This window comes from Primorskyibacter sp. S187A, assembly GCF_049800955.1.
In the GTDB taxonomy this organism is placed as follows: Bacteria; Pseudomonadota; Alphaproteobacteria; order Rhodobacterales; family Rhodobacteraceae; genus JAKVBH01.
In genome coordinates, this window is record NZ_JBNAGA010000001.1 from 216,275 (window position 1) to 235,547 (window position 19,273).

21 protein-coding genes are annotated in these 19,273 nt (G+C 61.1%); 5 read left to right on the forward strand and 16 right to left on the reverse strand.

Annotation, left to right across the window (positions count from 1 at the left end; all coding sequences use genetic code 11):
- Positions 1-27 precede the first annotated feature (27 nt).
- From ACP15S_RS01135 to ACP15S_RS01170, 8 genes are all read right to left on the reverse strand, one after another.
- Entirely contained in the window at positions 28-1,563 is a 1,536-nt protein-coding gene (locus tag ACP15S_RS01135) for an ABC transporter ATP-binding protein (RefSeq protein ID WP_425037657.1), read from the reverse strand.
- Entirely contained in the window at positions 1,560-1,925 is a 366-nt protein-coding gene (locus ACP15S_RS01140; RefSeq protein WP_425037658.1) for a nuclear transport factor 2 family protein, read from the reverse strand. The genes ACP15S_RS01135 and ACP15S_RS01140 overlap by 4 nt, the downstream gene beginning before the upstream one ends.
- Positions 1,926-2,138: 213 nt before the next feature.
- Positions 2,139-3,134, reverse strand: coding sequence for a BMP family lipoprotein (locus ACP15S_RS01145; RefSeq protein ID WP_425037660.1), 996 nt, complete (start codon positions 3,132-3,134; stop codon positions 2,139-2,141).
- Positions 3,135-3,279: 145 nt separating this feature from the next.
- Complete coding sequence (locus tag ACP15S_RS01150) at positions 3,280-3,696, reverse strand: GNAT family N-acetyltransferase (protein WP_425037662.1); 417 nt, start codon at positions 3,694-3,696, stop codon at positions 3,280-3,282.
- The gene (tsaB, locus tag ACP15S_RS01155; protein ID WP_425037664.1) at positions 3,686-4,288 is read right to left on the reverse strand and encodes a tRNA (adenosine(37)-N6)-threonylcarbamoyltransferase complex dimerization subunit type 1 TsaB; all 603 of its coding nucleotides are present in this window, start codon (positions 4,286-4,288) and stop codon (positions 3,686-3,688) included. Before tsaB ends, ACP15S_RS01150 begins: the two co-directional genes overlap by 11 nt.
- An 18-nt stretch (positions 4,289-4,306) precedes the next feature.
- A complete protein-coding gene (locus tag ACP15S_RS01160) occupies positions 4,307-4,870 on the reverse strand; it encodes a NifU family protein (RefSeq protein ID WP_425037666.1) in 564 nt (187 codons plus the stop codon).
- Between the two features lie 71 nt (positions 4,871-4,941).
- Positions 4,942-5,448 (reverse strand): ClbS/DfsB family four-helix bundle protein, encoded by a 507-nt coding sequence (locus tag ACP15S_RS01165; protein WP_425037668.1) that lies wholly within the window; start codon positions 5,446-5,448, stop codon positions 4,942-4,944.
- Between the two features lie 85 nt (positions 5,449-5,533).
- Positions 5,534-5,989: a universal stress protein gene (locus ACP15S_RS01170; RefSeq protein ID WP_425037670.1), complete on the reverse strand. Its 456-nt coding sequence runs from the start codon at positions 5,987-5,989 to the stop codon at positions 5,534-5,536.
- A gap of 239 nt (positions 5,990-6,228) precedes the next feature.
- On the opposite strand from ACP15S_RS01170, the gene ACP15S_RS01175 reads away from it, so the two are divergent.
- Entirely contained in the window at positions 6,229-7,020 is a 792-nt protein-coding gene (locus ACP15S_RS01175) for a hypothetical protein (protein WP_425037672.1), read from the forward strand.
- A 36-nt stretch (positions 7,021-7,056) separates the two neighbouring features.
- Here the strand turns inward: ACP15S_RS01175 and ACP15S_RS01180 are convergent, their stop codons facing one another.
- On the reverse strand, positions 7,057-7,917 hold the full coding sequence (locus tag ACP15S_RS01180; RefSeq protein WP_425037674.1) for a branched-chain amino acid aminotransferase: 861 nt from the start codon (positions 7,915-7,917) through the stop codon (positions 7,057-7,059).
- A 146-nt stretch (positions 7,918-8,063) separates the two neighbouring features.
- On the opposite strand from ACP15S_RS01180, the gene ACP15S_RS01185 reads away from it, so the two are divergent.
- On the forward strand, positions 8,064-8,714 hold the full coding sequence (locus ACP15S_RS01185) for a peroxiredoxin (RefSeq protein ID WP_425037676.1): 651 nt from the start codon (positions 8,064-8,066) through the stop codon (positions 8,712-8,714).
- A gap of 170 nt (positions 8,715-8,884) precedes the next feature.
- On the opposite strand, the gene trpS is transcribed toward ACP15S_RS01185, so the two are convergent.
- The gene (trpS, locus tag ACP15S_RS01190; protein ID WP_425037677.1) at positions 8,885-9,919 is read right to left on the reverse strand and encodes a tryptophan--tRNA ligase; all 1,035 of its coding nucleotides are present in this window, start codon (positions 9,917-9,919) and stop codon (positions 8,885-8,887) included.
- 75 nt (positions 9,920-9,994) lie between these two features.
- On the opposite strand from trpS, the gene ACP15S_RS01195 reads away from it, so the two are divergent.
- Genes ACP15S_RS01195 through ACP15S_RS01205 form a run of 3 tightly spaced genes read left to right on the forward strand, consistent with a single transcriptional unit; the run spans position 9,995 to position 12,067 of the window.
- Entirely contained in the window at positions 9,995-10,678 is a 684-nt protein-coding gene (locus ACP15S_RS01195) for a rhomboid family intramembrane serine protease (protein ID WP_425037679.1), read from the forward strand.
- A 32-nt stretch (positions 10,679-10,710) separates the two neighbouring features.
- Entirely contained in the window at positions 10,711-11,046 is a 336-nt protein-coding gene (locus ACP15S_RS01200) for an ArsR/SmtB family transcription factor (protein ID WP_425037681.1), read from the forward strand.
- On the forward strand, positions 11,039-12,067 hold the full coding sequence (locus tag ACP15S_RS01205; protein WP_425037683.1) for a permease: 1,029 nt from the start codon (positions 11,039-11,041) through the stop codon (positions 12,065-12,067). The genes ACP15S_RS01200 and ACP15S_RS01205 overlap by 8 nt, the downstream gene beginning before the upstream one ends.
- On the opposite strand, the gene murJ is transcribed toward ACP15S_RS01205, so the two are convergent.
- The 6 genes from murJ to ACP15S_RS01235 form a co-directional block, all read right to left on the reverse strand.
- A complete protein-coding gene (gene murJ / locus ACP15S_RS01210; RefSeq protein ID WP_425037685.1) occupies positions 12,064-13,608 on the reverse strand; it encodes a murein biosynthesis integral membrane protein MurJ in 1,545 nt (514 codons plus the stop codon). The two genes, ACP15S_RS01205 and murJ, sit on opposite strands and share 4 nt — an antisense overlap.
- 233 nt (positions 13,609-13,841) lie before the next feature.
- Positions 13,842-15,080: a DEAD/DEAH box helicase gene (locus ACP15S_RS01215; RefSeq protein WP_425037686.1), complete on the reverse strand. Its 1,239-nt coding sequence runs from the start codon at positions 15,078-15,080 to the stop codon at positions 13,842-13,844.
- Positions 15,081-15,400: 320 nt separating this feature from the next.
- Entirely contained in the window at positions 15,401-16,396 is a 996-nt protein-coding gene (locus tag ACP15S_RS01220) for an ABC transporter ATP-binding protein (protein WP_425037688.1), read from the reverse strand.
- The gene (locus tag ACP15S_RS01225; RefSeq protein WP_425037691.1) at positions 16,393-17,385 is read right to left on the reverse strand and encodes an ABC transporter ATP-binding protein; all 993 of its coding nucleotides are present in this window, start codon (positions 17,383-17,385) and stop codon (positions 16,393-16,395) included. The genes ACP15S_RS01220 and ACP15S_RS01225 overlap by 4 nt, the downstream gene beginning before the upstream one ends.
- A complete protein-coding gene (locus ACP15S_RS01230; RefSeq protein WP_425037693.1) occupies positions 17,385-18,272 on the reverse strand; it encodes an ABC transporter permease in 888 nt (295 codons plus the stop codon). Before ACP15S_RS01230 ends, ACP15S_RS01225 begins: the two co-directional genes overlap by 1 nt.
- Before the next feature lie 4 nt (positions 18,273-18,276).
- Positions 18,277-19,254: an ABC transporter permease gene (locus ACP15S_RS01235; RefSeq protein ID WP_425037694.1), complete on the reverse strand. Its 978-nt coding sequence runs from the start codon at positions 19,252-19,254 to the stop codon at positions 18,277-18,279.
- Positions 19,255-19,273 lie beyond the last annotated feature (19 nt).

Here is a 19,273-nt window from a genome sequence, read left to right on the forward strand (position 1 = left end):
ACGTCAAGAGCTTAACAAATCGTTTCATTATGCGGCCCCCGCCGTTTCTGTGATCCCAGCCATCAAAAGGCCAAGTTCCTTTTCATCGGTCTGTGCGGGCAGGCGTTCGCCCATGATATGTCCATCAAACATCACTGCGATTCGGTCCGACAGCGACAGGATTTCATCGAGCTCCACTGAGACGAGCAAGACCGCCTTCCCCTGATCGCGCAGGGCCACGATCTGCTCGTGAATGAATTCGATCGCCCCGATATCAACCCCCCGCGTCGGCTGGCCCACGAGCAGGAGATCGGGGTTGCGTTCGATCTCGCGGGCGACGACGATCTTTTGCTGGTTGCCACCCGAGAAGTTTTTCGCGGCCAGCCAAGGATTGGGCGGGCGCACGTCAAATTTCTCGATCTTGCGCTGGGTGTCGGCGCGAATGGCGCGGTTGTTCATGAAAAGACCGGATTGGAACGCCGGGTCATGGTGATAGCCGAAGGCCGCGTTTTCCCAGGCATGGTAATCCATGATCAGGCCTTCGCGTTGCCGGTCTTCGGGGACGTGCGCGATGCCGCGTGCCCGGCGCGATTGGCCGTCCGAGGCCTTGCCGGTCAGGTCGATCTCGGTGCCGTTGATGCGGATTGTCCCGGTGCCATGCTGGTAGCCGCCGAGGACTTCCAGAAGCTCGGATTGACCATTCCCGGCCACGCCCGCAATTCCAAGGATTTCCCCGGCGCGCACATTGAGCGAGATGCCCTTTACCCGCTCGACGCCCTCGTCATCCACAACACGCAGGTTCTCGACCTCGAGGATCGGCGCGCCGGGCTGTGCTGGCACTTTGTCGACCCGCAAGAGCACTTTGCGCCCGACCATCAGTTCGGCCAGCTGCTCCGGGCTTGTCTCGTCTGTCTTGACCGTCGCCGTCATCTCACCGCGGCGCATGACCGAGACGGTATTGGTTATATCCATGATTTCACGCAGTTTATGCGTGATCAGGATGATCGTTTTGCCCTCTTCGCGCAGCCGCCCCAGTATGCGAAACAGCTGATCTGCTTCAGACGGTGTGAGCACGCCGGTGGGCTCGTCGAGGATCAGGATATCGGCCTGACGGTAGAGCGCCTTGAGGATCTCCACGCGCTGCTGGTGGCCCACGGAGAGCTCTTCGACAATCGCATCGGGATCGACGTTAAGCTCATATTCTGCGGCCAGTTCCGTGAGCAGTTTGCGCGCCTTGGCGAGCGAAGGGCGCAGCAAAGCGCCGTCTTCCGCGCCAAGGACCACGTTTTCGAGCACAGTGAAGTTGGGCACAAGTTTGAAATGTTGAAAGACCATGCCGATGCCTGCGGCGATGGCGGCCTGACTGTCGGGGATCTGGGTTTCCTTGCCGGCGATCCAGATCTCGCCCTTGTCGGCTTTGTAGAAGCCATACAGGATCGACATGAGCGTGGATTTGCCCGCGCCATTCTCGCCGATGATGCCATGGATTGTGCCGGGCATGACGCGGATCGAGATGTCCTTGTTGGCCTGAACAGGGCCGAAGGCTTTTGAGATGCCTTTCAGTTCAATGGCGGGTGCGGTCATTCGGGGGCTCCTGTGCCGACAAAACCGGTCATTTCGGCGATCTGTTCGTTGGTGATGCGCGCAAAATACTGGCCAAGCTGCACCATCTCTTCGCCCGAGGGTCCTGGCCCGCCGAAGGCAACCGTGACGCGGGCCAAGGTCTGGGTCATGTCGCTTTTCACGACGCGGGCCGTCCAACCCGGGGCATTGTCGCTGAACATGGCGACGTAAGAGGCGATGGCATCCGGGCCAGACAGGCTCCCGTCGCTGCGTGGATCGGCATAGGTGCAGTCTGGCGTGAGGGCCTGTGCGATGGCTTGGTTGCGGGATGCCGCATCGCTCATGCCCCATGCATCAAAGAATGTGGTGATTGCGTCGCCCATACCGCCCCTCGCAGAATCTTTGGACAGTTTTGCAGAGCCCCGCGCGTTTGCCCAGACCTGCCTTTGCGAAACCATGAAAGCGCCAGCGCTTTGGCGGTGTTCTTCACCAACCCGCCGAATGCACCTCCCGGTACTGTGAGCCGATGCGCCTTAAACAGAAAACCGCCCGCGAAAGAGCGCGGGCGGTTTTTATCACAACGTGCGACTGTCGCCTTAGAATTGCAGCGCAGGGCAGCTGTCGTCGGAGGTGTAGTCATGCACGGCCAAATCGCCGGAAGCGATCTTCATCGCGGCGGCATCCACGGCGGCCTGCATGTCGGAGTTCACAAGCTCTGCGTTAAACTCATCCATCGCGTAGCCCACGCCACCATTTGAGATGCCCATGACATTGATGCCGACCTCAAGGTCCGTGCCCATGGTCATGGCTTCATAAACGGCATTGTCCACGCGCTTCATCATGGAAGTCAGGACCTTGCCGGGGTGCAGGTAGTTCTGATTGCTGTCGACGCCGATGGACAGGATGTTCTCGTCTGCGGCCGTTTGAAGAACACCAACGCCCGTGCCGCCTGCTGCGGCATAGACCACGTCTGCGCCCTGGCTGATCTGCGCTTTGGTCAGCTCGGAGCCTTTGACGGGATCGTTCCACGCCGCAGGCGTCGTGCCTGTCATGTTGGCGACGATGGTTGCGTCAGGGTTCACGGCTTTCACACCTTGTGCGTAGCCACAGGCAAACTTGCGGATGAGCGGAATATCCATGCCGCCGATGAAGCCGACGGTCCCGGATTTTGACGCTTTTGCCGCCAGCATGCCGACAAGATAGGAGCCTTCATGCTCGTTGAAGACAACCGAGCGGACGTTGGGCGCATCAACGACCATGTCGATGATGGCAAATTTCGTATCCGGGTAATCCGGTGCGACCTCGCCCAGAACGGAGCCGAAGGCAAACCCTGTCATGACGATCGGATTGGCGCCCGCCTCGGCAAAGCGGCGCAGCGCCTGCTCACGCTGTGCCTCCGACGTGAGTTCAATCTCGCGGAATGTGCCGCCGGTTTCCTCGGCCCAACGCTGGGCCCCGTTGAAGGCACTCTCGTTGAAGCTTTTATCGAATTTGCCGCCCAGATCGAAGATCAGTGCGGGTTCGGCCACGGCGGCTGCCGTGCTCAGCGCGACGGCGGCTGTCGACGCCAGAATGGTTTTCATGAAGGACATATGTAGCTCCCTGTTCGATGGGGCGCGGCTCAAGAATTGGCGCGCCTTCCAAAAACCGTGAAACATCACGGATCGCCCTCAATTAGTGGCGCGTTGCCCGGGAAGGTCAACCGATTCTTGCCGGGTTTCCTTGCGTCATCAGGGCTTAGAGAGAGCACATGAGCGAAATCGCGTCGACGGCTCCGCTGGCGCGCGGATAATAGGCCTTGCGGCGGCCCGTCTCGACAAAGCCCAGCTTTGCGTAGAGAGCGCGTGCCGGAGCATTGTCTTCGGCCACTTCAAGAAAGAGCCGCGCCGTGCCCCGCGCGCGCAGCTGCGCACAGAGCCCGGTGAGCAGGTGTTGTCCCGCGCCGCGGCCTCTGTGTTCGGGCGCGACCACGATTGTCAGGATTTCCGCCTCATCCAGAACCTGCCGTGCGATCGCAAAGCCATGGGCCGTGCCGGTGATGCAGCAGGCGGGGTCGGCGCGCATCGCGGCAAAGTCTTGCGCGCTCCAGCCGCGCGGGAAGGCTGCGCCATGCAGGTGCGCCATGGTTGCGTTGTCCGGCAGCTCAGACGTCATCGAGGAGGATCGGCCCGCGATCCTTTGCCGGAGCCGCATCCGGGGCGCGCAGATAGAGGGGTTTGGGCGGGGAGGCCGTCTCGAACCGCGTGGCGGCGATCCGTGCAATGGCCTCCGCCAGGGGCGTGTGCTGCGCGAGACCCTCCGGCGCTGCTCCGCCGGTCAATGGCCCGGCGGGCAGATCCTCGCGCATCTCTGGAGCGCCATCGGGAAAGCGCTGGGTGTAAAGGCGGCCACGCCGCGCATCCAGAACGCTTGTCACGGGGCGGGGCAGGCCAAAAGCCGCAGCTTCAAGCGCGCTCACGCCCACGGCCGGGATACCGAGGCTTAGCGACAAGCCCCGCGCGAGAGCTACCGAGATGCGAATACCGGTGAAATTGCCCGGCCCCGTGCCGACGCCCAGGGCGGTGAGATCGGACCAGTCATGGCCCGCATGGGTTATGATGCTCGCAAGGAAAGGCACAAGCCGTTCTGCCTGTCCCCGTTCCATCGGGTCCACCTGTTGCGCGAGGATTGTGTCGCCTGACAGCAGAGCGGCCGCGCAATGCGCGGCCGATGTGTCAAATCCCAGAACCAGTGGGGCCTTGGTCATGCGCGTGTCCTGCGCCTGTTAAACGGCGACGGGGCGCACTTCGGTCACTTCGGGGATGTAATGGCGCAGCAGGTTCTCGATGCCCATCTTGAGCGTCAGGGTCGACGAGGGGCAGCCCGCGCATGCGCCCTGCATGTGCAGATAGACAACGCCGCGGTCAAAGCCGTGGAACGTGATGTCTCCGCCGTCCTGCGCCACAGCGGGGCGCACGCGGCTGTCGAGCAATTCCTTGATTTGCCCCACGACCTCGGCATCCTCGCCATCATGCTCTGCATGGCCCGAAGGAGCGGCCGCATCGCCCGACATGACAGGATCGCCCGATTGGTAATGTTCCATAATCGCGCCCAGGATCGCAGGTTTGATATGATCCCAATCGACAGCGTCGCCTTTTGTGACCGTGACAAAATCATTGCCAAAGAACACACCGGTCACGCCTTGAATGCCGAAGATACGCGTGGCCAAGGGAGACGCGCCTGCGCCATCGGGCGTGGGGAAATCGGCCGTTCCCATGTCCAGCACGGTCTGGCCGGGCAGGAACTTCAGCGTTGCGGGGTTGGGCGTGGATTCTGTCTGGATGAACATGGGCGCGGTTCCTTATCTCTTTGGTCAGATATGCAAGCGGGCTGCCGTGATGTCAATAGTTTGGAACCATTCTAAGCTGGGGCACTCTGCTCGCGAAGCCGTTTTCGGATGAATTTCGCGGCAGACCGATAGTGGCTCGCGCCGCAGGCTGCGAAATACCGACCGGTTGTCCATTTGCCATTGCCGCCTGGCATGGGCGCACCAAAAAGCTCTGCGTCGGACAAATGCGCGATTGCGCTCATCAACGCATCATGGGCTGCTTGGAGCCTTTGAAGCGCCTCACGCCAGGGCACGTCGGGCGCCTCTGCAATGACGTTTGCGTTGTAAGCTTTCAGATCGTTCCACTTGTAGCCGGGCGCCGGGATCTCGGGTATCGCTCCTGATCTGCCGGTGCGGTCCCACCCCATGGTCAGATGGATCCAATGGCTGCGATGGATAACGACATCGCGGATCGACCAGCCCTCTGCATCCCGCTCCGTCGCGCGGGATGCGTCTACCGTGTGCAAAAGTGACATCAGTTTGGCGAAGTCCTTGTCGCAAACTGTGATCAGATCAGGCTTTGTCGCAGGCGCTGGCATAAGAAACCTCCCAACAGGAACCTCCCAACAACGGGCAGTTTAGCATGCAGGGGGCTCAGTTGGACTTGACATGCATCAAAGCGGATCAGGTGATCGCTTCAAGGCGTTCTTTGGACATGTCGCCAGGCACAATCGTGATGGGGATCGGAAGGGTTCCCGAATTTTTGGTCAGTTGGGTGACGAGGGGGCCGGGGCCGCCAGAGCCCGTGCCCGCGCCCAACACGAGCACGCCAATCTCTGTGTCCTCGCGCACCTGCGCCATGATCTCCGCGACAGCTTCGCCCTCACGGATCACAAGCTCCGGGTCGATCCCCTGCCTGTCACGCATCCATTTGGCGAAGACCTCAAAATGCACCTGAATACGCTCCCGGCTTTCCTCGCGCATCAATTCGCCCACACCCACCCAGTGGTTGAACTCGTCGGGCGGGATGATCGAGAGCACTTCAACCCCGCCGCCCGTATGGGCCGCGCGCATGGCGGCAAAGCGCATCGCGTTCAGGCACTCGCGGCTATCATCCAAAATGACCAAAAACTTGCGCATGGTTGTATCACCTCTCCCAATGCCACCCCGCAGCATGGCGTAAGCGCCGTGGTGCGGCAAGCCCGCTTTCACACAAGAGCAATATTGAGCGCACCGCTTTGTGGGGCCGGGGGCAGGAAAGGCCGCCCGACACGGCTCGCCTAAAACGGGTGTCCGGAAAGTCGGGTATTCGTGACCAGACAAGGGCGTGTCTGCTCTCTAAGTTGCGCTTTATTAAACAATTTAAAAGGATTTTTCATATGGCCGTCATTTACCCCCTACCCGTTGTGAACCCGAGTTCTGATGTCGACAACAAGGATTTCACCGGGACGATTTTCAACGACACGTTGCATTTCGCCCTCACGCCCGATCGTTTCAACCTCACCGTTGATATGGATGAGGGGATCGCCAGCTATTACAACACCGACGACTCCCGCCAGATCAGCCGCACCGTCATTTTCGAGCAGCAGCGCCAGGACAGCTTTTCGAATTTCGAGAATATTGTCGGCGGGGAAGGGGGCGATGTCATCCGGGGTGATGCACGCGACAACCTGCTCGTGGGCATGGGCGCGGATTTTGGTGAAAACCACGGCTCAGGGGCCGGGTTCAACTTCGACACTGGTGCCGCACGGTCGATCTTCGAAGGCCTGCAGAGCACCAATGTGCAGCACAACGAGATCTATGGCGGCGATGGCGATGACATGGTGCTCGGAGATTTGCGCGTGGGCGACGGTGCGTTTGACCGCCTCTTTGGCGATGCCGGTGAAGATACGATCGATGGCGGCATCGGGCGCGGCGATGAATATACGGGCGGCGGCGGCTCGGACATTTTCATCTTCAACAACGCGCAAGGCACTTACAATGTCATGGATTTCACCAACAATCTCGACATTCTGGTCATCGCGGGCACCGACGGTGTGGATGGGATGGAGGATCTGACCATCACCGACACCGACGAAGATCACACCCAGATCACCTTTGCCGACACCACGATCACGCTGCGTGGCGTCTTCTCGGATGTGATCAGCGACAACGATATCGTTTTCCTGTGATGCGCCGGTGCGGCCCGCGTCCTCTCAGGTTTTATGTCAGGCGCTGGCCGCCCAATCCCAGTAAAGATCGCGGGCGCGCCGGGTGATGGGGCCAATCTGGTATTGCCGATCATCGAAAGCGGTGACCGGGGTGACCTTCATCATATTGCCCGACAGGAAGACCTCATCAGCCTCGCGCACGTCGTCAAAGCTCATGACCTTCTCGACCACCTCAACGCCATCGGCACGCAGGTTCGCAATATGGCGCGCGCGGGTGATGCCTGCGAGGAAGGTGCCATTGGGCACTGGCGTAAAGACGACGCCATCGCGCACCGTGAAGACATTTGCGGTCGCGGTCTCGGCCACATTGCCAAGCGCATCCGCGACAAGTGCATTGCCAAATCCCTTGTCGCGCGCTTCCGCCAACATGCGGGCATTGTTGGGATAGAGACACCCGGCTTTTGCATTGACCACGGCATCTTCCATCACCGGGCGGCGAAAGCGCGTGGTTGTCAGCGTGGTCGAGGCCTCAGGCGCGGCCATCGGGATCGCTTCCAGCGAGATCGCAAAGCCTGTCTCGCCCGCCTTGGGCACAATCGCGAGAAAATCGCCCTCCAGCGCCCAATACATCGGGCGGATGTAAACGGCAGTGCCAATGTCATAGGCTTTCAGCCCCTCGTGCACGATGGCGACCATCTCCTCGGTGGAGACTGTTGGCGTGATCATGAGTGCTTCGGCGGAGGCGTTGACCCGCGCGCAATGGGCATGCAGGTCAGGCACCATGCCATTGACCATGCGCGCGCCGTCAAAGACGGTTGTGCCAAGCCAGCTGCCATGGTCGGCGGCGCGCATGATCGGCACATCCCCCTCATGCCAACGGCCTTCGAAATAGGTACGGATGTCTGTGCCTGTGGCCATCGTGATGCTCCCTGACAAAGCTTGCTCAAAACGGGTGTTTGCGCGGCAGACTGTCACCGCGAACGCTGTCGCGCAAGATGGGGGATGTATCGGGACGCGCACAAGCTTAAGTACATGGATGACACGACACTCAAGGAGAAGGCCACATGGGTTTGCGCATCAACGACACCGTCCCGAATTTTACCGCCGAAACGGATCACGGCACCATCACGTTCCATGACTGGATCGGTGACAGCTGGGCCATCCTGTTCTCGCATCCCAAGGATTTCACGCCGGTCTGCACGACCGAGTTCGGCGCTGTAGCCCAGCTCTCGGAGGAATGGGCCAAGCGTGGCACGAAAGTCATCGGTGTTTCCGTGGACGGGGTTGAGGACCATAAGAAGTGGAAAGGCGATATCGAAACCGTCGCGGGCACGCCAGCAGGGTTTCCCATCATCGCGGATGAAGGGCTGGCCGTGTCCAAAGCTTTCGACATGCTGCCCGCCGAGGCCTACCTTCCCGATGGGCGCACGCCCAATGACAGCGCGACCGTGCGCTCCGTCTTCATCATCGGCCCGGACAAACAACTCAAACTGTCCATGACCTATCCCATGACCGTGGGGCGCAATTTCGCCGAAGTGCTGCGCGCGCTGGATGGATTGCAAATGTCTGCCAAAGGCGTGGCGACCCCTGCGAATTGGGAAGTCGGACAGGACGTGATCGTGCCCGGCGCGATGTCGACCGAGGATGCGGAAGCGAAGTTTGGCGAGGTGGAGATCGTTCTGCCTTACCTGCGCAAAGTGAAAGCGCCCGCCTGATTGCCCGGAACAAGGCCCGCCGCGATCGCCGGACTGCGCCAGCGTTTCCCGCGGGCTGGTGCCACGATTACGCTACGGACTGAGGGCCGGTTCGAAACCAAGACAGCTGTAACGTGCTGTTGAAATTGGTGTGCGGCACCACCCCAGGGGCTGGTGCCGCCCAGCTTGGCTCAGCTCCGCACCATCCCCACGATCTCGTAGGTCTGCTGGAGAATGGGTTCTGCGATCGCGCGTGCGCGCTCTGCGCCGCGTGCGAGGATCCGGTCGATCTCCGCAGGCTCATTCATCAGACGTGCCATCTCGCCTGAGATCGGCGCCAGTTTCTCGACCGCCAGTTCGCTCAGCATCGGCTTGAACTCCCCGAACTGCTTGCCCCCCACATCGCGCAGCACGTCGTCCACGGACATATCCGCAAGCGCGGCATAGATATTCACGAGGTTGCGCGCCTCGGGTCGATCCTCAAGCCCTTTGGCTTCCGAGGGCAGTGCGTCCGGATCGGTCTTGGCTTTGCGGATTTTCTTGGCAATCGCGTCGCCATCATCGGTCATGTTGATGCGGCTGGCGTCTGACGGGTCAGACTTCGACATCTTTTTGGAGCCGTCGCGCAGGGACATCACGCGCGTGGCTGCGCCTTCAATCACGGGCTCCGTAATGGGAAAGAAATCCACGCCAAAATCGTGGTTGAACTTGGTCGCGATATCCCGCGTCAGCTCCAGATGCTGTTTCTGATCATCGCCCACGGGCACGTGGGTGGCGTGATAAATCAGAATGTCCGCAGCCATCAACGCGGGATAGCCAAAAAGGCCCAGTGAGGCATTCTCGGCATTCTTGCCCGCCTTGTCCTTGAACTGCGTCATGCGTTTCATCCAGCCCATGCGCGCGACGCAGTTGAAAATCCATCCCAGCTGGGCATGTTCGGGCACCTGGCTCTGGTTGATCAGGACCGATTGCTCCGGATCAATGCCCGAGGCAATAAAGCCCGCACAGAGCTCGCGCGTGTTGTGGCGCAGCGCGGCTGGGTCTTGCCAGACGGTGATCGCGTGCAGATCCACCATGCAGTAGATCGTCTCAAACGCATCGCCTTGCATATCGACGAACCGCTTGATCGCACCGAGATAATTGCCCAGCGTCAGACCGCCCGAGGGTTGAATCCCGGAAAAGACGCGTGGGGTGAATGCCGCTTGGGTTTGGACGCCATCGGACATGAGACATTTCTCCGTCTGGAATTTTCAATCCCGCCCGCGTATCGCTAAGGTCCGAGCCCGTCAAGCCAGAGACCCATGCCTGCCCAAACCCCCTCTCCCGTCAATCCGCTGCCGCCCGTTGTGGTGGCTCTGTTTTTGTTCATGGCAGGCATAGAACTGCTCTTCTCGCTGGGAGAACGGGGCATTCTAGGGACCCCGGCAGCCGTCGGGTGGCGGTTGCAAGCGGTGCAGGATTACGCCTTCTCCGGCGATATTTTCGATTGGATGCTGCGCAACGGCTATTGGCCAATGGAGCACCTCATTCGCTTCGTGACCTATCCTTTTGTGCACACAGCCTTCACCCACGCGCTGTTTTCCTGTGTGATGTTGCTCGCCTTGGGCAAGATCGTGGGCGAAGTGCTGGGCGGATGGCGCACGCTTCTGGTGTTTGTGGTCTCCGGTGCGGGCGGGGCTTTGTTTTACGGTCTGCTGCTTGATGACGCGATGCCGCTCGTCGGGGGCTTTCCGCCGATCTACGGGCTGATTGGCGCCTTTACCTACATGCTCTGGCTGCGCTTGGGGCAGGTGGGCGAGCAACAGATGAAGGCCTTTTCGCTCATCGGCGTTCTGCTCTTCCTGCAGCTCCTCTTTGGCGTGCTCTTTGGCGGCGGGTTGGATTGGGTCGCGGATGTGGCGGCCTTCGTGTGCGGCTTTGGGCTCGTCGTCCTGTTTACGCCGGGCGGGTGGCGTTCGTTAATGGCGCGCATCCGGCGGGATTGACAGGCTGTCTTTAATTCGATAATTCTAGAATTATGGAATTAAAAAGACATGCCTCTCTGAACTGGGATGACGCCTCGGTCTCCTTTGCGGCTCTGGGCTCTGAAGCCCGCCTGCAAGTGCTGCGCACGCTGGTGCGCGCCGGGCCCGAGGGCCTGCCTGTCGCAGATATCCAGAGCCGCACGGGCATTCCCGCCTCGACGCTGACCCATCATCTCAAGTTCCTCGCGGCAGCAGGCGTGGTCACGCAGGAGAAGATTGGCCGGTCCATTATCTCCCGCGCGGCGTTTTCCCATCTCGAAGATCTGGCGCATTTCCTGCTCTGTGAATGCTGTGCCGATGACCATCAAAGGGCTGCGAACCATGGCTGATATCTCCACCCCCGTCTGGCGCGACCCTTTGGCAGCCATCAAATCCCCGGTCTTCTGGGTCATCGCGCTGCCGCTTGTGGTGGCGCTACTGGATGCGCCGCAATTCACGGCTGTGATCACCAAGGCTGCGTCCTCGCTGGCCCATACCGCGCCAATCATTGTCTTTGCCGTGACGCTCCTGGCCTATCTCAAGGCTGCGGGCGCGGAGGCGATGATCGCCCGTGCGTTTGAGGGCCGCCAGACACAGGCCATCTTCACGGCCGCGCTCTTCGGCGGGCTTGCCCCGTTTTGCTCCTGCGAGGTCATCCCCTTCATCGCGGGACTTCTCGCCCTGGGCGCGCCCCTGCCTGCGGTCATGGCCTTCTGGCTCTCCTCGCCGCTGATCGACCCGCCGACGCTACTGATCACCGCCGAGGCCCTCGGTTGGCCGTTTGCTGTGGGCAAGGCGGTCTCCGCCGTGGCCCTTGGCCTCGCGGGCGGGTTCGTTCTGCGCGGCATCATGGCGATGGGCGCCTTCTCCGATCCGCTGCGCCCGCGCAAGGCAACCGGATGTTGTGGCTGCGGCCCGTCTCCTTTTGAGGCCAAACCGAACTGGCAGCCCTGGACCGAGGCACCCCGCCGGGAAACCTTCCGCCGCGAATGGATCGAAAACGCGTTGTTCCTGACGAAGTGGCTCGCGCTGGCCTATGTGCTGGAAGCGTTGCTGATCACCTATGTGCCGGCAGACATGATCGCACGCGTGGTCGGCGGCGACGGCGTCATGCCCGTGGTGATCGCAGCGCTCGTGGGCATGCCCGCCTATCTTAACGGCTACGTCGCGCCGCCACTCTTGGCGGGCTTGGTTGAGCAAGGCATGTCGTCGGGCGCGGCGCTGTCTTTCATGATCGCAGGCTCGGTCAGCTGCATCCCGGCCATGGCAGCGGTTTGGTCGCTGGTCAAAACGCCGGTTTTTGCGGCCTACATCACACTGGGGATCAGCGGGGCAATCGTCTCGGGATTGATCTTTGGGCTTATGGTCTAGCCGCCGCGCCGCAGAGCTCCGCGGATTTCACGCATAGTGAACGCGCCGCTGAGCTGGCCGGCAATGGCATAAGCCACACCACCCAAAGCGATCAGCACCGCAAGCGCGATGTAGCGCACATAATCCGCCACCAGCCAGCCCCCGAGAGCTGCGTTCAGAAACCAGAGCACCCCGCCCATAACCATCGAGGCCAGAACGATGCGCCAAAGGCGGTCGCGCAGGCGGCTGTCAAAGCGCGCCACATCGCCCATGGCGCGCGCACCAAAGGCCAGCATCGCGACCATGGCCCAGCCTGCCGTTGTCGTGGCAATCGCAGGCGCAATCCACCCCAGCGTACCTGACAGTCCAATGGCCAGCGCCGCATTGAGGATCATTGTCCAAACCGCATAGCGAAACGGGCTGCGCGTGTCTTCGCGCGCGAAGAACAAGGGCTGCAACAGCTTTTGCAAAACAAACGCGGGCAGGCCCAACCCATAGATCGCCACGGCCACGGCAATAGCCGCGCTGTCATCGGGGCCGGTGGCGCCGCGCTCAAAAAGCACCGACACAATCGGCAAAGGAATAACGACAAGGGCCACCGCACAGGGGATGGTCAAGGCCAAGGCCATCTCGCTGGCTCTCGAAAAGGCCTCCTTGGCGCCGCTGTCATCGGCAGCTTTCAATCGGCGTGACAAGTCGGGCAGCAAAACGATGCCAACGGCAATCCCCACAACGCCCAGAGGCAGCTGATACAGCCGGTCTGCTGCGTAGAGCCAGCCCACCGCATTGTCGAAGTTGGAGGCCACTTGCTGACCCACCAGAAGGTTGATCTGCATGACCCCACCCGCCAACGCCGCAGGCAAGGCAACGGCCGTCAGATGCTTCATCTCGGGTGTCCACTTGGGCCGCCGTGGCATGAGCCCCAGACCGGCCCGTCTTGCGGCAAGCCAGACAAGCGCCAATTGCGCAATGCCCGCGACGGGAATGGTCCAGATCAAGACATCTACCAGCGGCCCGTCCATCAGATAGGCTGCGCTCATGGCGCTGATGACGAAGATGTTGAGCAAGACGGGTGCTGCGGCGGCTGCTGCAAAATGCCCCGCTGCATTGAGCATTCCGGAAAACAGCGCCGCGAGGGAGATGAAGAGAATGTAAGGAAAGGCGATGCGTCCAAATTCAACCGTCAGATCAAAACGCTCGTTTCCGGCAAATCCCGCCGCTGTGGCGTAAACCAGTGCGGGCATGAAAATGAGCGCGAGAGCCGACAGGACCGTCAGCACAAACGCGAGCCCTGCAAAGGCGTCAGAGGCAAATCCCAGCGGATTTTCATCCGCTTCCAATCGCTTGGAAAACATCGGCACAAAAGCCGCGTTAAACGCGCCTTCGGCAAAGAACCTTCGGAACATATTGGGCAGACGGAAAGCTGCCACGAAGGCATCCATTACAGGCCCGGGACCGATGAGCCCCAGGATCAGGACCTCCCGGACAACACCAAGCACCCGGCTCATCAGGGTCCAGAACCCAACCGTGAGAACACCTGAAATGAGGCGGATAGGTTTCATGGAGATCCTTGCCGTTTTCCTTGGGCTTAGTCGGTTTGTCTCTGCCTCGAAAGACCTCGCGCGCCGCTTCGCTCCGACATGTGGCATTCCAAACGGCAAATGGAGGCCCGGAAAGAGCAAGCGATACTACCGCGAGGCATCAACATGTCCAAGCAGAGTGCGGAAGGGGCCCGCCCCCTTGCCGCATTTTTTAACCCGCACAGCCGGTTCGAAGATCCGTGCGGTGGAAAGCCTCAGGCAGCCTTGCGCGAACGGGACGACCTTTGTTTGCGCCGACGCGAGTTGTCGGGGCGGCCTTTGCCGGGTTTTTGCGGCCGCTTGGGTTTGGACGTGTCAGCTCCCTGCGACCACGGTGTTCCGCCTTTGACGGGGATGTCCTTGCCCATGGTTTTCTGAATGGCCTTCAGCTCGCCCATCTCCGCAGGCGCGCAATAAGTCACCGCCTGACCGTCGCGCCCCGCACGCGCGGTTCGCCCGATCCGGTGTACGTAATTGTCAGGGACATTGGGCAAATCATAATTATAGACATGGCGCACATCGGGAATATCGAGGCCCCTTGCGGCCACGTCTGTGGCCACAAGCAGCTTCAACTCGCCATCGCGAAACGCCTTGAGCGCGCGGTCCCGTTGTCCCTGGCTGCGATTACCGTGAATGGCCGCGGCCTCATACCCCGCATGCCCCAAGGCTTTGGCCAGCCGGTTGGCACCGTGTTTGGTGCGCGTGAAGATAATCGCCAGATCGTCTTCGTGATGCATGATATGGCTGATCAGAAGCTTTGTCTTGCTGGCTTGCTCCACGAAATAGAGCGCCTGACCGATCTTGTCGGCGGGCTTGCCGGGCGGCGAGACTTCCACACGCACTGCATCCTTGAGATAGGATTTCGCGAGCTCTGCCATCAGCTTGGGCATGGTTGCCGAAAACAGCATCGTTTGCCGATCCTTGGGCAAGAGCGGCGCGATACGGCGGAGGGCGTGGATGAAGCCCATATCCAGCATCTGATCCGCTTCATCGAGAACCAGAAATTCCGTCAGATCGAGGCGCACCGCCTTGCGATCCAGCAGATCGATCAAGCGCCCGGGCGTGGCCACAAGAAGATCAAGCCCGCGCTCAAGGCGGTTGATCTGTGGGTTGATCGATACACCGCCGACCACCAGCCCCACCTTGATATGGGAGCCTTGCGTATAGGCGCGCAGATTCTCCATGATCTGCTTTGCAAGCTCACGCGTGGGCGCAAGGATCAGGCCGCGCACGGATTTCTGCGCAGGCTTGCTGCCCACGCCCAGCAAATGGTTCATGATCGGCAGGCCGTAAGCGGCGGTCTTGCCAGTCCCTGTCTGGGCGATGCCCATGACATCGCGCCCCGAGAGCGCCAAGGGGATGGCCTTCGTCTGGATAGGCGTTGGATCGGTAATGCCTTGCGCGGCAAGGGCTTGAACAATACGGGGACGCAGCCCCAGGTCTTCGAAACTCATTCTTCAACTTTCTAAGCGGCCAGATGCAACGGCACGGCCAAACGCATGCGCGCACGGCCCGAGGGGCGGCTGGCGCAGCTGAGGTTGCACAATGCGCAGACCTCAAGACCGAATTGTCCGGAAGCCGTCACTGCGCAGGACCCCCGCGTGAATTGGGAAACCTGTTGTATCGGGTCATCCGTGGCGCGGCACTGGGCCTGCGCACTCTGCTCACGCGGCAGAGATGATCCCGAATAGGGGGCACATGGGGGTTTTCCCCCTCAAAGTCAATGCGCTGGCTGACATGTGCTTCATTGACGACGCGCCGTTGCTCGATAAGCTCAGCTCTTGTCGGCCAGAAAACAGGCCACCTTGTGGCCATCTGCCAGTTCTTCCAACGGCGGCGGCGCCGCGCGGCACGCCTCCTCTGCGATAGGGCAGCGGGAGGCAAACCGGCAGCCTTTGGGCAGATTGATGGGACTGGGCGGATCACCCTTGAGGCGGACCCGGTCCTTGCGGTTCTGACGGTTGCCATGCACGGAGGGCACGGCCGCAAGAAGGGCCTTTGTGTAGGGGTGGCGCGGATTGGTGAAGAGGCTCACCCGGTCCGCGATCTCGACGATCTGACCCAGATACATCACGGCCACCACATCGCAGATATGCTGCACCACGCCCAGATCATGCGAAATGAAGAGATACGTCAGCCCGAGGTCTTTCTGAAGATCGGCCATCAGGTTGAGGATTTGGGCCTGTATCGCCACATCGAGCGCAGAGACAGGCTCGTCACAGACGATCAGCTCGGGCCGGGTCGAGAGCGCGCGGGCGAGGCCCAGACGCTGGCGTTGCCCGCCGGAGAATTGATGCGGGAAAAGCGCTTGCTGTTCGGGGCGCAGACCCACTTGGGTGAACAACTGGTCCACCTTCTTGCGGCGCTCGTCAGGGGTTCCGATCTGCATCAGATCGAGCGGCTCTCGCACAATGGCGCCCGCGCGTTTGCGTGGATCCAGCGAGGAATAGGGATCCTGAAAGACGATCTGAAATCTTTGGCGCGCTTCACGCAAGGCTTCGCCCTCGAGATCGCTCAATGTCGTGTCGCGCAGGGTGACGGTGCCGTCAGTGATATGGACCAGACGCATGATCGCCAGCGCTGTCGTGGATTTGCCCGATCCGCTCTCGCCCACGATCCCGAAAGTCGTCCCCGCCGGTACATCGAAACTCACGCCATCCACCGCATGCACGGTCCTGGATCGCCCCGACAAAAGGCCTTTCTTGCCGCCGAAATGCACTTTGAGATCCTGCACGCGCAGCGCGATATCGGCTGCATCCTTGGGGCTCATGAGGCCATCTCCGGCGCGGCCCAGCAGGCGGCTTCATGGGCCTCCTGCGTGGCGGAAAGCATGGGCTTCTCCGTCCGGCAGCGTGGCATCACGGCGGGGCACCGTGGCGCGAAGGCGCATCCTTTGCCGAGATCCGTCAACGCGGGCACCACGCCGGGGATCTCCATGAGCCGTTCGCGCACTGGCGCGGGCTCTGCCGAGAGATGCGGCACGCAGGTGATGAGCCCTTGCGTATAGGGATGGTCGGGATGCGACAGGACCGTCTCAACGCGTCCCTTCTCGACGACTCGGCCCGCATACATGACGGCGACGGTATCCGCGAGCTCGGCAATGGCGCCCATGTCATGGGTGATCATGATGATGGCCGTGTTCATCTCATCCTGCAAGTTTTGCAGCAGATCAAAGATCTGGGCCTGCACCGTGGTATCCAGCGCTGTCGTGGGCTCGTCGGCGATCAGCATGCGGGGGCGACAGGCCAGCGCCATGGCGATCATGACCCGCTGGCGCATCCCGCCGGAGAGTTCATGCGGATAGGCATTGGCGCGGGCCTCGGCCTCGGGGATCTCCACCGCTTTGAGCATCTCGACCGCGCGGGCATGAGCCGCCTTGGCCGTGACGCCCTCATGCAGGCGCACACTTTCGGCGATCTGTTCACCCACGGTAAAGACCGGGTTGAGCGAGGTCATCGGCTCCTGAAAGATCATGCCGATGTCCTTGCCGCGGATCTGGCGCAACTCATCTGGTGCCATGCCCACAAGCTCGCGGCCCTCAAGCTGTATCGAGCCAGAGGTGATCTGACCCGGCGGGTTGGGGATGAGCCCCATGATCGAGAGCGCCGTCATGGATTTGCCACAGCCGGATTCGCCCACGATGCCCAGTATCTCCCCCTCGCCAATGGAGAGCGAGACGTGATCGAGCACGCGCGCATTGCCCGCGCGGGTTTTGAAATCGACAACGAGGTCGGTGACGGAGAGAAGCGGCGCGCCCATCAGCGTTGCCTCAGCTTGGGGTTCAGCGCGTCATTGAGCCCATCACCTACAAGAGAGATGGCCAGCACCGTCAGGAAGATCGCAAAGCCGGGGATGGCCACGGCGAAGCCTGCATCCAGGATATAGGGCCGGTTGGAGCCGATGACCTGGCCCCAGCTCATGACGTTGGGGTCAGACAATCCGAGGAAAGAGAGCGCTGCTTCAAAGAGGATCGCGGAGCCCACCATGAGATTGGCCTGCACCACGATGGGGGGCAGGGCGTTGGGCAGGATAACCTTGAAGATCAGGTAGAGATCCTTGGCCGAACCCGAGCGGGCGGCGGCGACGTATTCCATCTCCCGGATGCGCAGGAATTCCGAGCGTGTCACACGCGCCACAGCGGTCCAGCTCACCACGCCGATGGCCAGAGTGACGGTCAGCAGCGAGGCACCAAAGAGCGCGACGATCACCATGGAAAAGAGCAGCGTTGGCAAGACCTGAAAGAACTCGGTAAACCGCATCAGGATTTCCTCGACCACCCCGCCATAATAGCCCGCGAAAGCCCCCACCGAGACGCCGATGATCACCGAGACCAGCGCTGCGGCCAGCCCGATGGCCATGGAGACCTGCCCGCCCGTCATCATCGCCGCAAGGATATCGCGGCCCAGATAATCGGTGCCCAGAATGAAACCTTCCTGCATCGGCCCGGTGAAGGGCGCCCAGACCATCTCGAACGGGTCTACCCTGTGGATGAGCGGGCCCACGAAGACAAAGAGCAGGATCGCGATAAGCAGGATCAACCCCGCGACGGCGGCATAATTGCGAAAGAACATCGTCGTCATTTCGCGCCACGGGCTGGTGACGTGGATCTCGGGCTCTGATGTGGCGTCGGTTCGGATGTCGGTCATGGGCTCAATCCGCTTTGATGCGCGGGTCAATGGCGCGCAACACGAGGTCCGTGATGATATTCACGACAATCACAACGAGGGAGGAGAAAAACAGGATGCCCATGATCGTGGGCGTGTCGCGCGCGAGGATCGCTTGCAGCGCGAGCGTGCCGAGGCCGGGCCAGTTGAAGACCGCCTCCACGACCACGGCGCCGGACATCACGGCGGAGAATTGCAGGCCGGCGACCGTGACAAGCGGCCCCAGCGAGTTCTTCAGCGCGTGTTTGTAGAACACCTTGTTTTCGGCCAGCCCCTTGGCGCGTGCGGTGCGGATGTAATCGGAGCCCAGCACCTCTTGCATCGAGGCCCGCGTCAGCCGCGAATAAAGCGCGAGGTAGATCGACGAGAGCGTGATCATCGGCAGAACGAGGTGGTAGGCTACGTTCACGGCTTGCTCGAGGAACCCCGCTTCAATCAGCGAGGCGCTCATCATGCCGCCCACGGGGAAGAGCGGGAAGACCGAAACAAAGAGGATGATCAGCAGGATGCCTGTCCAGAAGACTGGCGCGGCAAAGCCAAAAAGCGACAGGAAGGTCACCACCAGATTGCTCAGCGAATTGGGCCGCCGCGCCGCCATCACGCCCAGCAGCATGCCGAGGGCGATGGCCAAGATCTGCGACGAGAAGACAAGCAGTAGCGTCGCAGGCAGGCGTTGCAGGATCAGCTCTGTCACAGGCGCATTGTAGAAATACGAATAGCCCAGATCGAGCACAGCGACCGAGCTGATGTACCGCCAAAGCTGCACGACGAAGGGCTGATCGAGCCCGTAACGCGCCCTGATCTCGGCCAGAACTTCCGCATCCGCGCCGCCCATATCACCTGCGATGGAATCCGCCACGTCGCCGGGCGCAATTGTGATCAGCGTGAAGTTGAGAACAACAACCGCGACAAGCAAAACGAGCCCATAGCCCACGCGCTTCGCCAATATTTGCCCAAGGCTCATGTGATATGCCTGCTCTGCC

What these genes read in the sequence shown, in the direction of transcription:
- ACP15S_RS01135 (WP_425037657.1), bottom strand. Translation starts at nt 1,563, where the DNA reads ATGACCGCACCCGCCATTGAACTGAAAGGCATCTCAAAAGCCTTCGGC.
- ACP15S_RS01140 (WP_425037658.1), bottom strand. Translation starts at nt 1,925, where the DNA reads ATGGGCGACGCAATCACCACATTCTTTGATGCATGGGGCATGAGCGAT.
- ACP15S_RS01145 (WP_425037660.1), bottom strand. Translation starts at nt 3,134, where the DNA reads ATGTCCTTCATGAAAACCATTCTGGCGTCGACAGCCGCCGTCGCGCTG.
- ACP15S_RS01150 (WP_425037662.1), bottom strand. Translation starts at nt 3,696, where the DNA reads ATGACGTCTGAGCTGCCGGACAACGCAACCATGGCGCACCTGCATGGC.
- tsaB (WP_425037664.1), bottom strand. Translation starts at nt 4,288, where the DNA reads ATGACCAAGGCCCCACTGGTTCTGGGATTTGACACATCGGCCGCGCAT.
- ACP15S_RS01160 (WP_425037666.1), bottom strand. Translation starts at nt 4,870, where the DNA reads ATGTTCATCCAGACAGAATCCACGCCCAACCCCGCAACGCTGAAGTTC.
- ACP15S_RS01165 (WP_425037668.1), bottom strand. Translation starts at nt 5,448, where the DNA reads ATGCCAGCGCCTGCGACAAAGCCTGATCTGATCACAGTTTGCGACAAG.
- ACP15S_RS01170 (WP_425037670.1), bottom strand. Translation starts at nt 5,989, where the DNA reads ATGCGCAAGTTTTTGGTCATTTTGGATGATAGCCGCGAGTGCCTGAAC.
- ACP15S_RS01175 (WP_425037672.1), top strand. Translation starts at nt 6,229, where the DNA reads ATGGCCGTCATTTACCCCCTACCCGTTGTGAACCCGAGTTCTGATGTC.
- ACP15S_RS01180 (WP_425037674.1), bottom strand. Translation starts at nt 7,917, where the DNA reads ATGGCCACAGGCACAGACATCCGTACCTATTTCGAAGGCCGTTGGCAT.
- ACP15S_RS01185 (WP_425037676.1), top strand. Translation starts at nt 8,064, where the DNA reads ATGGGTTTGCGCATCAACGACACCGTCCCGAATTTTACCGCCGAAACG.
- trpS (WP_425037677.1), bottom strand. Translation starts at nt 9,919, where the DNA reads ATGTCCGATGGCGTCCAAACCCAAGCGGCATTCACCCCACGCGTCTTT.
- ACP15S_RS01195 (WP_425037679.1), top strand. Translation starts at nt 9,995, where the DNA reads ATGCCTGCCCAAACCCCCTCTCCCGTCAATCCGCTGCCGCCCGTTGTG.
- ACP15S_RS01200 (WP_425037681.1), top strand. Translation starts at nt 10,711, where the DNA reads ATGGAATTAAAAAGACATGCCTCTCTGAACTGGGATGACGCCTCGGTC.
- ACP15S_RS01205 (WP_425037683.1), top strand. Translation starts at nt 11,039, where the DNA reads ATGGCTGATATCTCCACCCCCGTCTGGCGCGACCCTTTGGCAGCCATC.
- murJ (WP_425037685.1), bottom strand. Translation starts at nt 13,608, where the DNA reads ATGAAACCTATCCGCCTCATTTCAGGTGTTCTCACGGTTGGGTTCTGG.
- ACP15S_RS01215 (WP_425037686.1), bottom strand. Translation starts at nt 15,080, where the DNA reads ATGAGTTTCGAAGACCTGGGGCTGCGTCCCCGTATTGTTCAAGCCCTT.
- ACP15S_RS01220 (WP_425037688.1), bottom strand. Translation starts at nt 16,396, where the DNA reads ATGAGCCCCAAGGATGCAGCCGATATCGCGCTGCGCGTGCAGGATCTC.
- ACP15S_RS01225 (WP_425037691.1), bottom strand. Translation starts at nt 17,385, where the DNA reads ATGGGCGCGCCGCTTCTCTCCGTCACCGACCTCGTTGTCGATTTCAAA.
- ACP15S_RS01230 (WP_425037693.1), bottom strand. Translation starts at nt 18,272, where the DNA reads ATGACCGACATCCGAACCGACGCCACATCAGAGCCCGAGATCCACGTC.
- ACP15S_RS01235 (WP_425037694.1), bottom strand. Translation starts at nt 19,254, where the DNA reads ATGAGCCTTGGGCAAATATTGGCGAAGCGCGTGGGCTATGGGCTCGTT.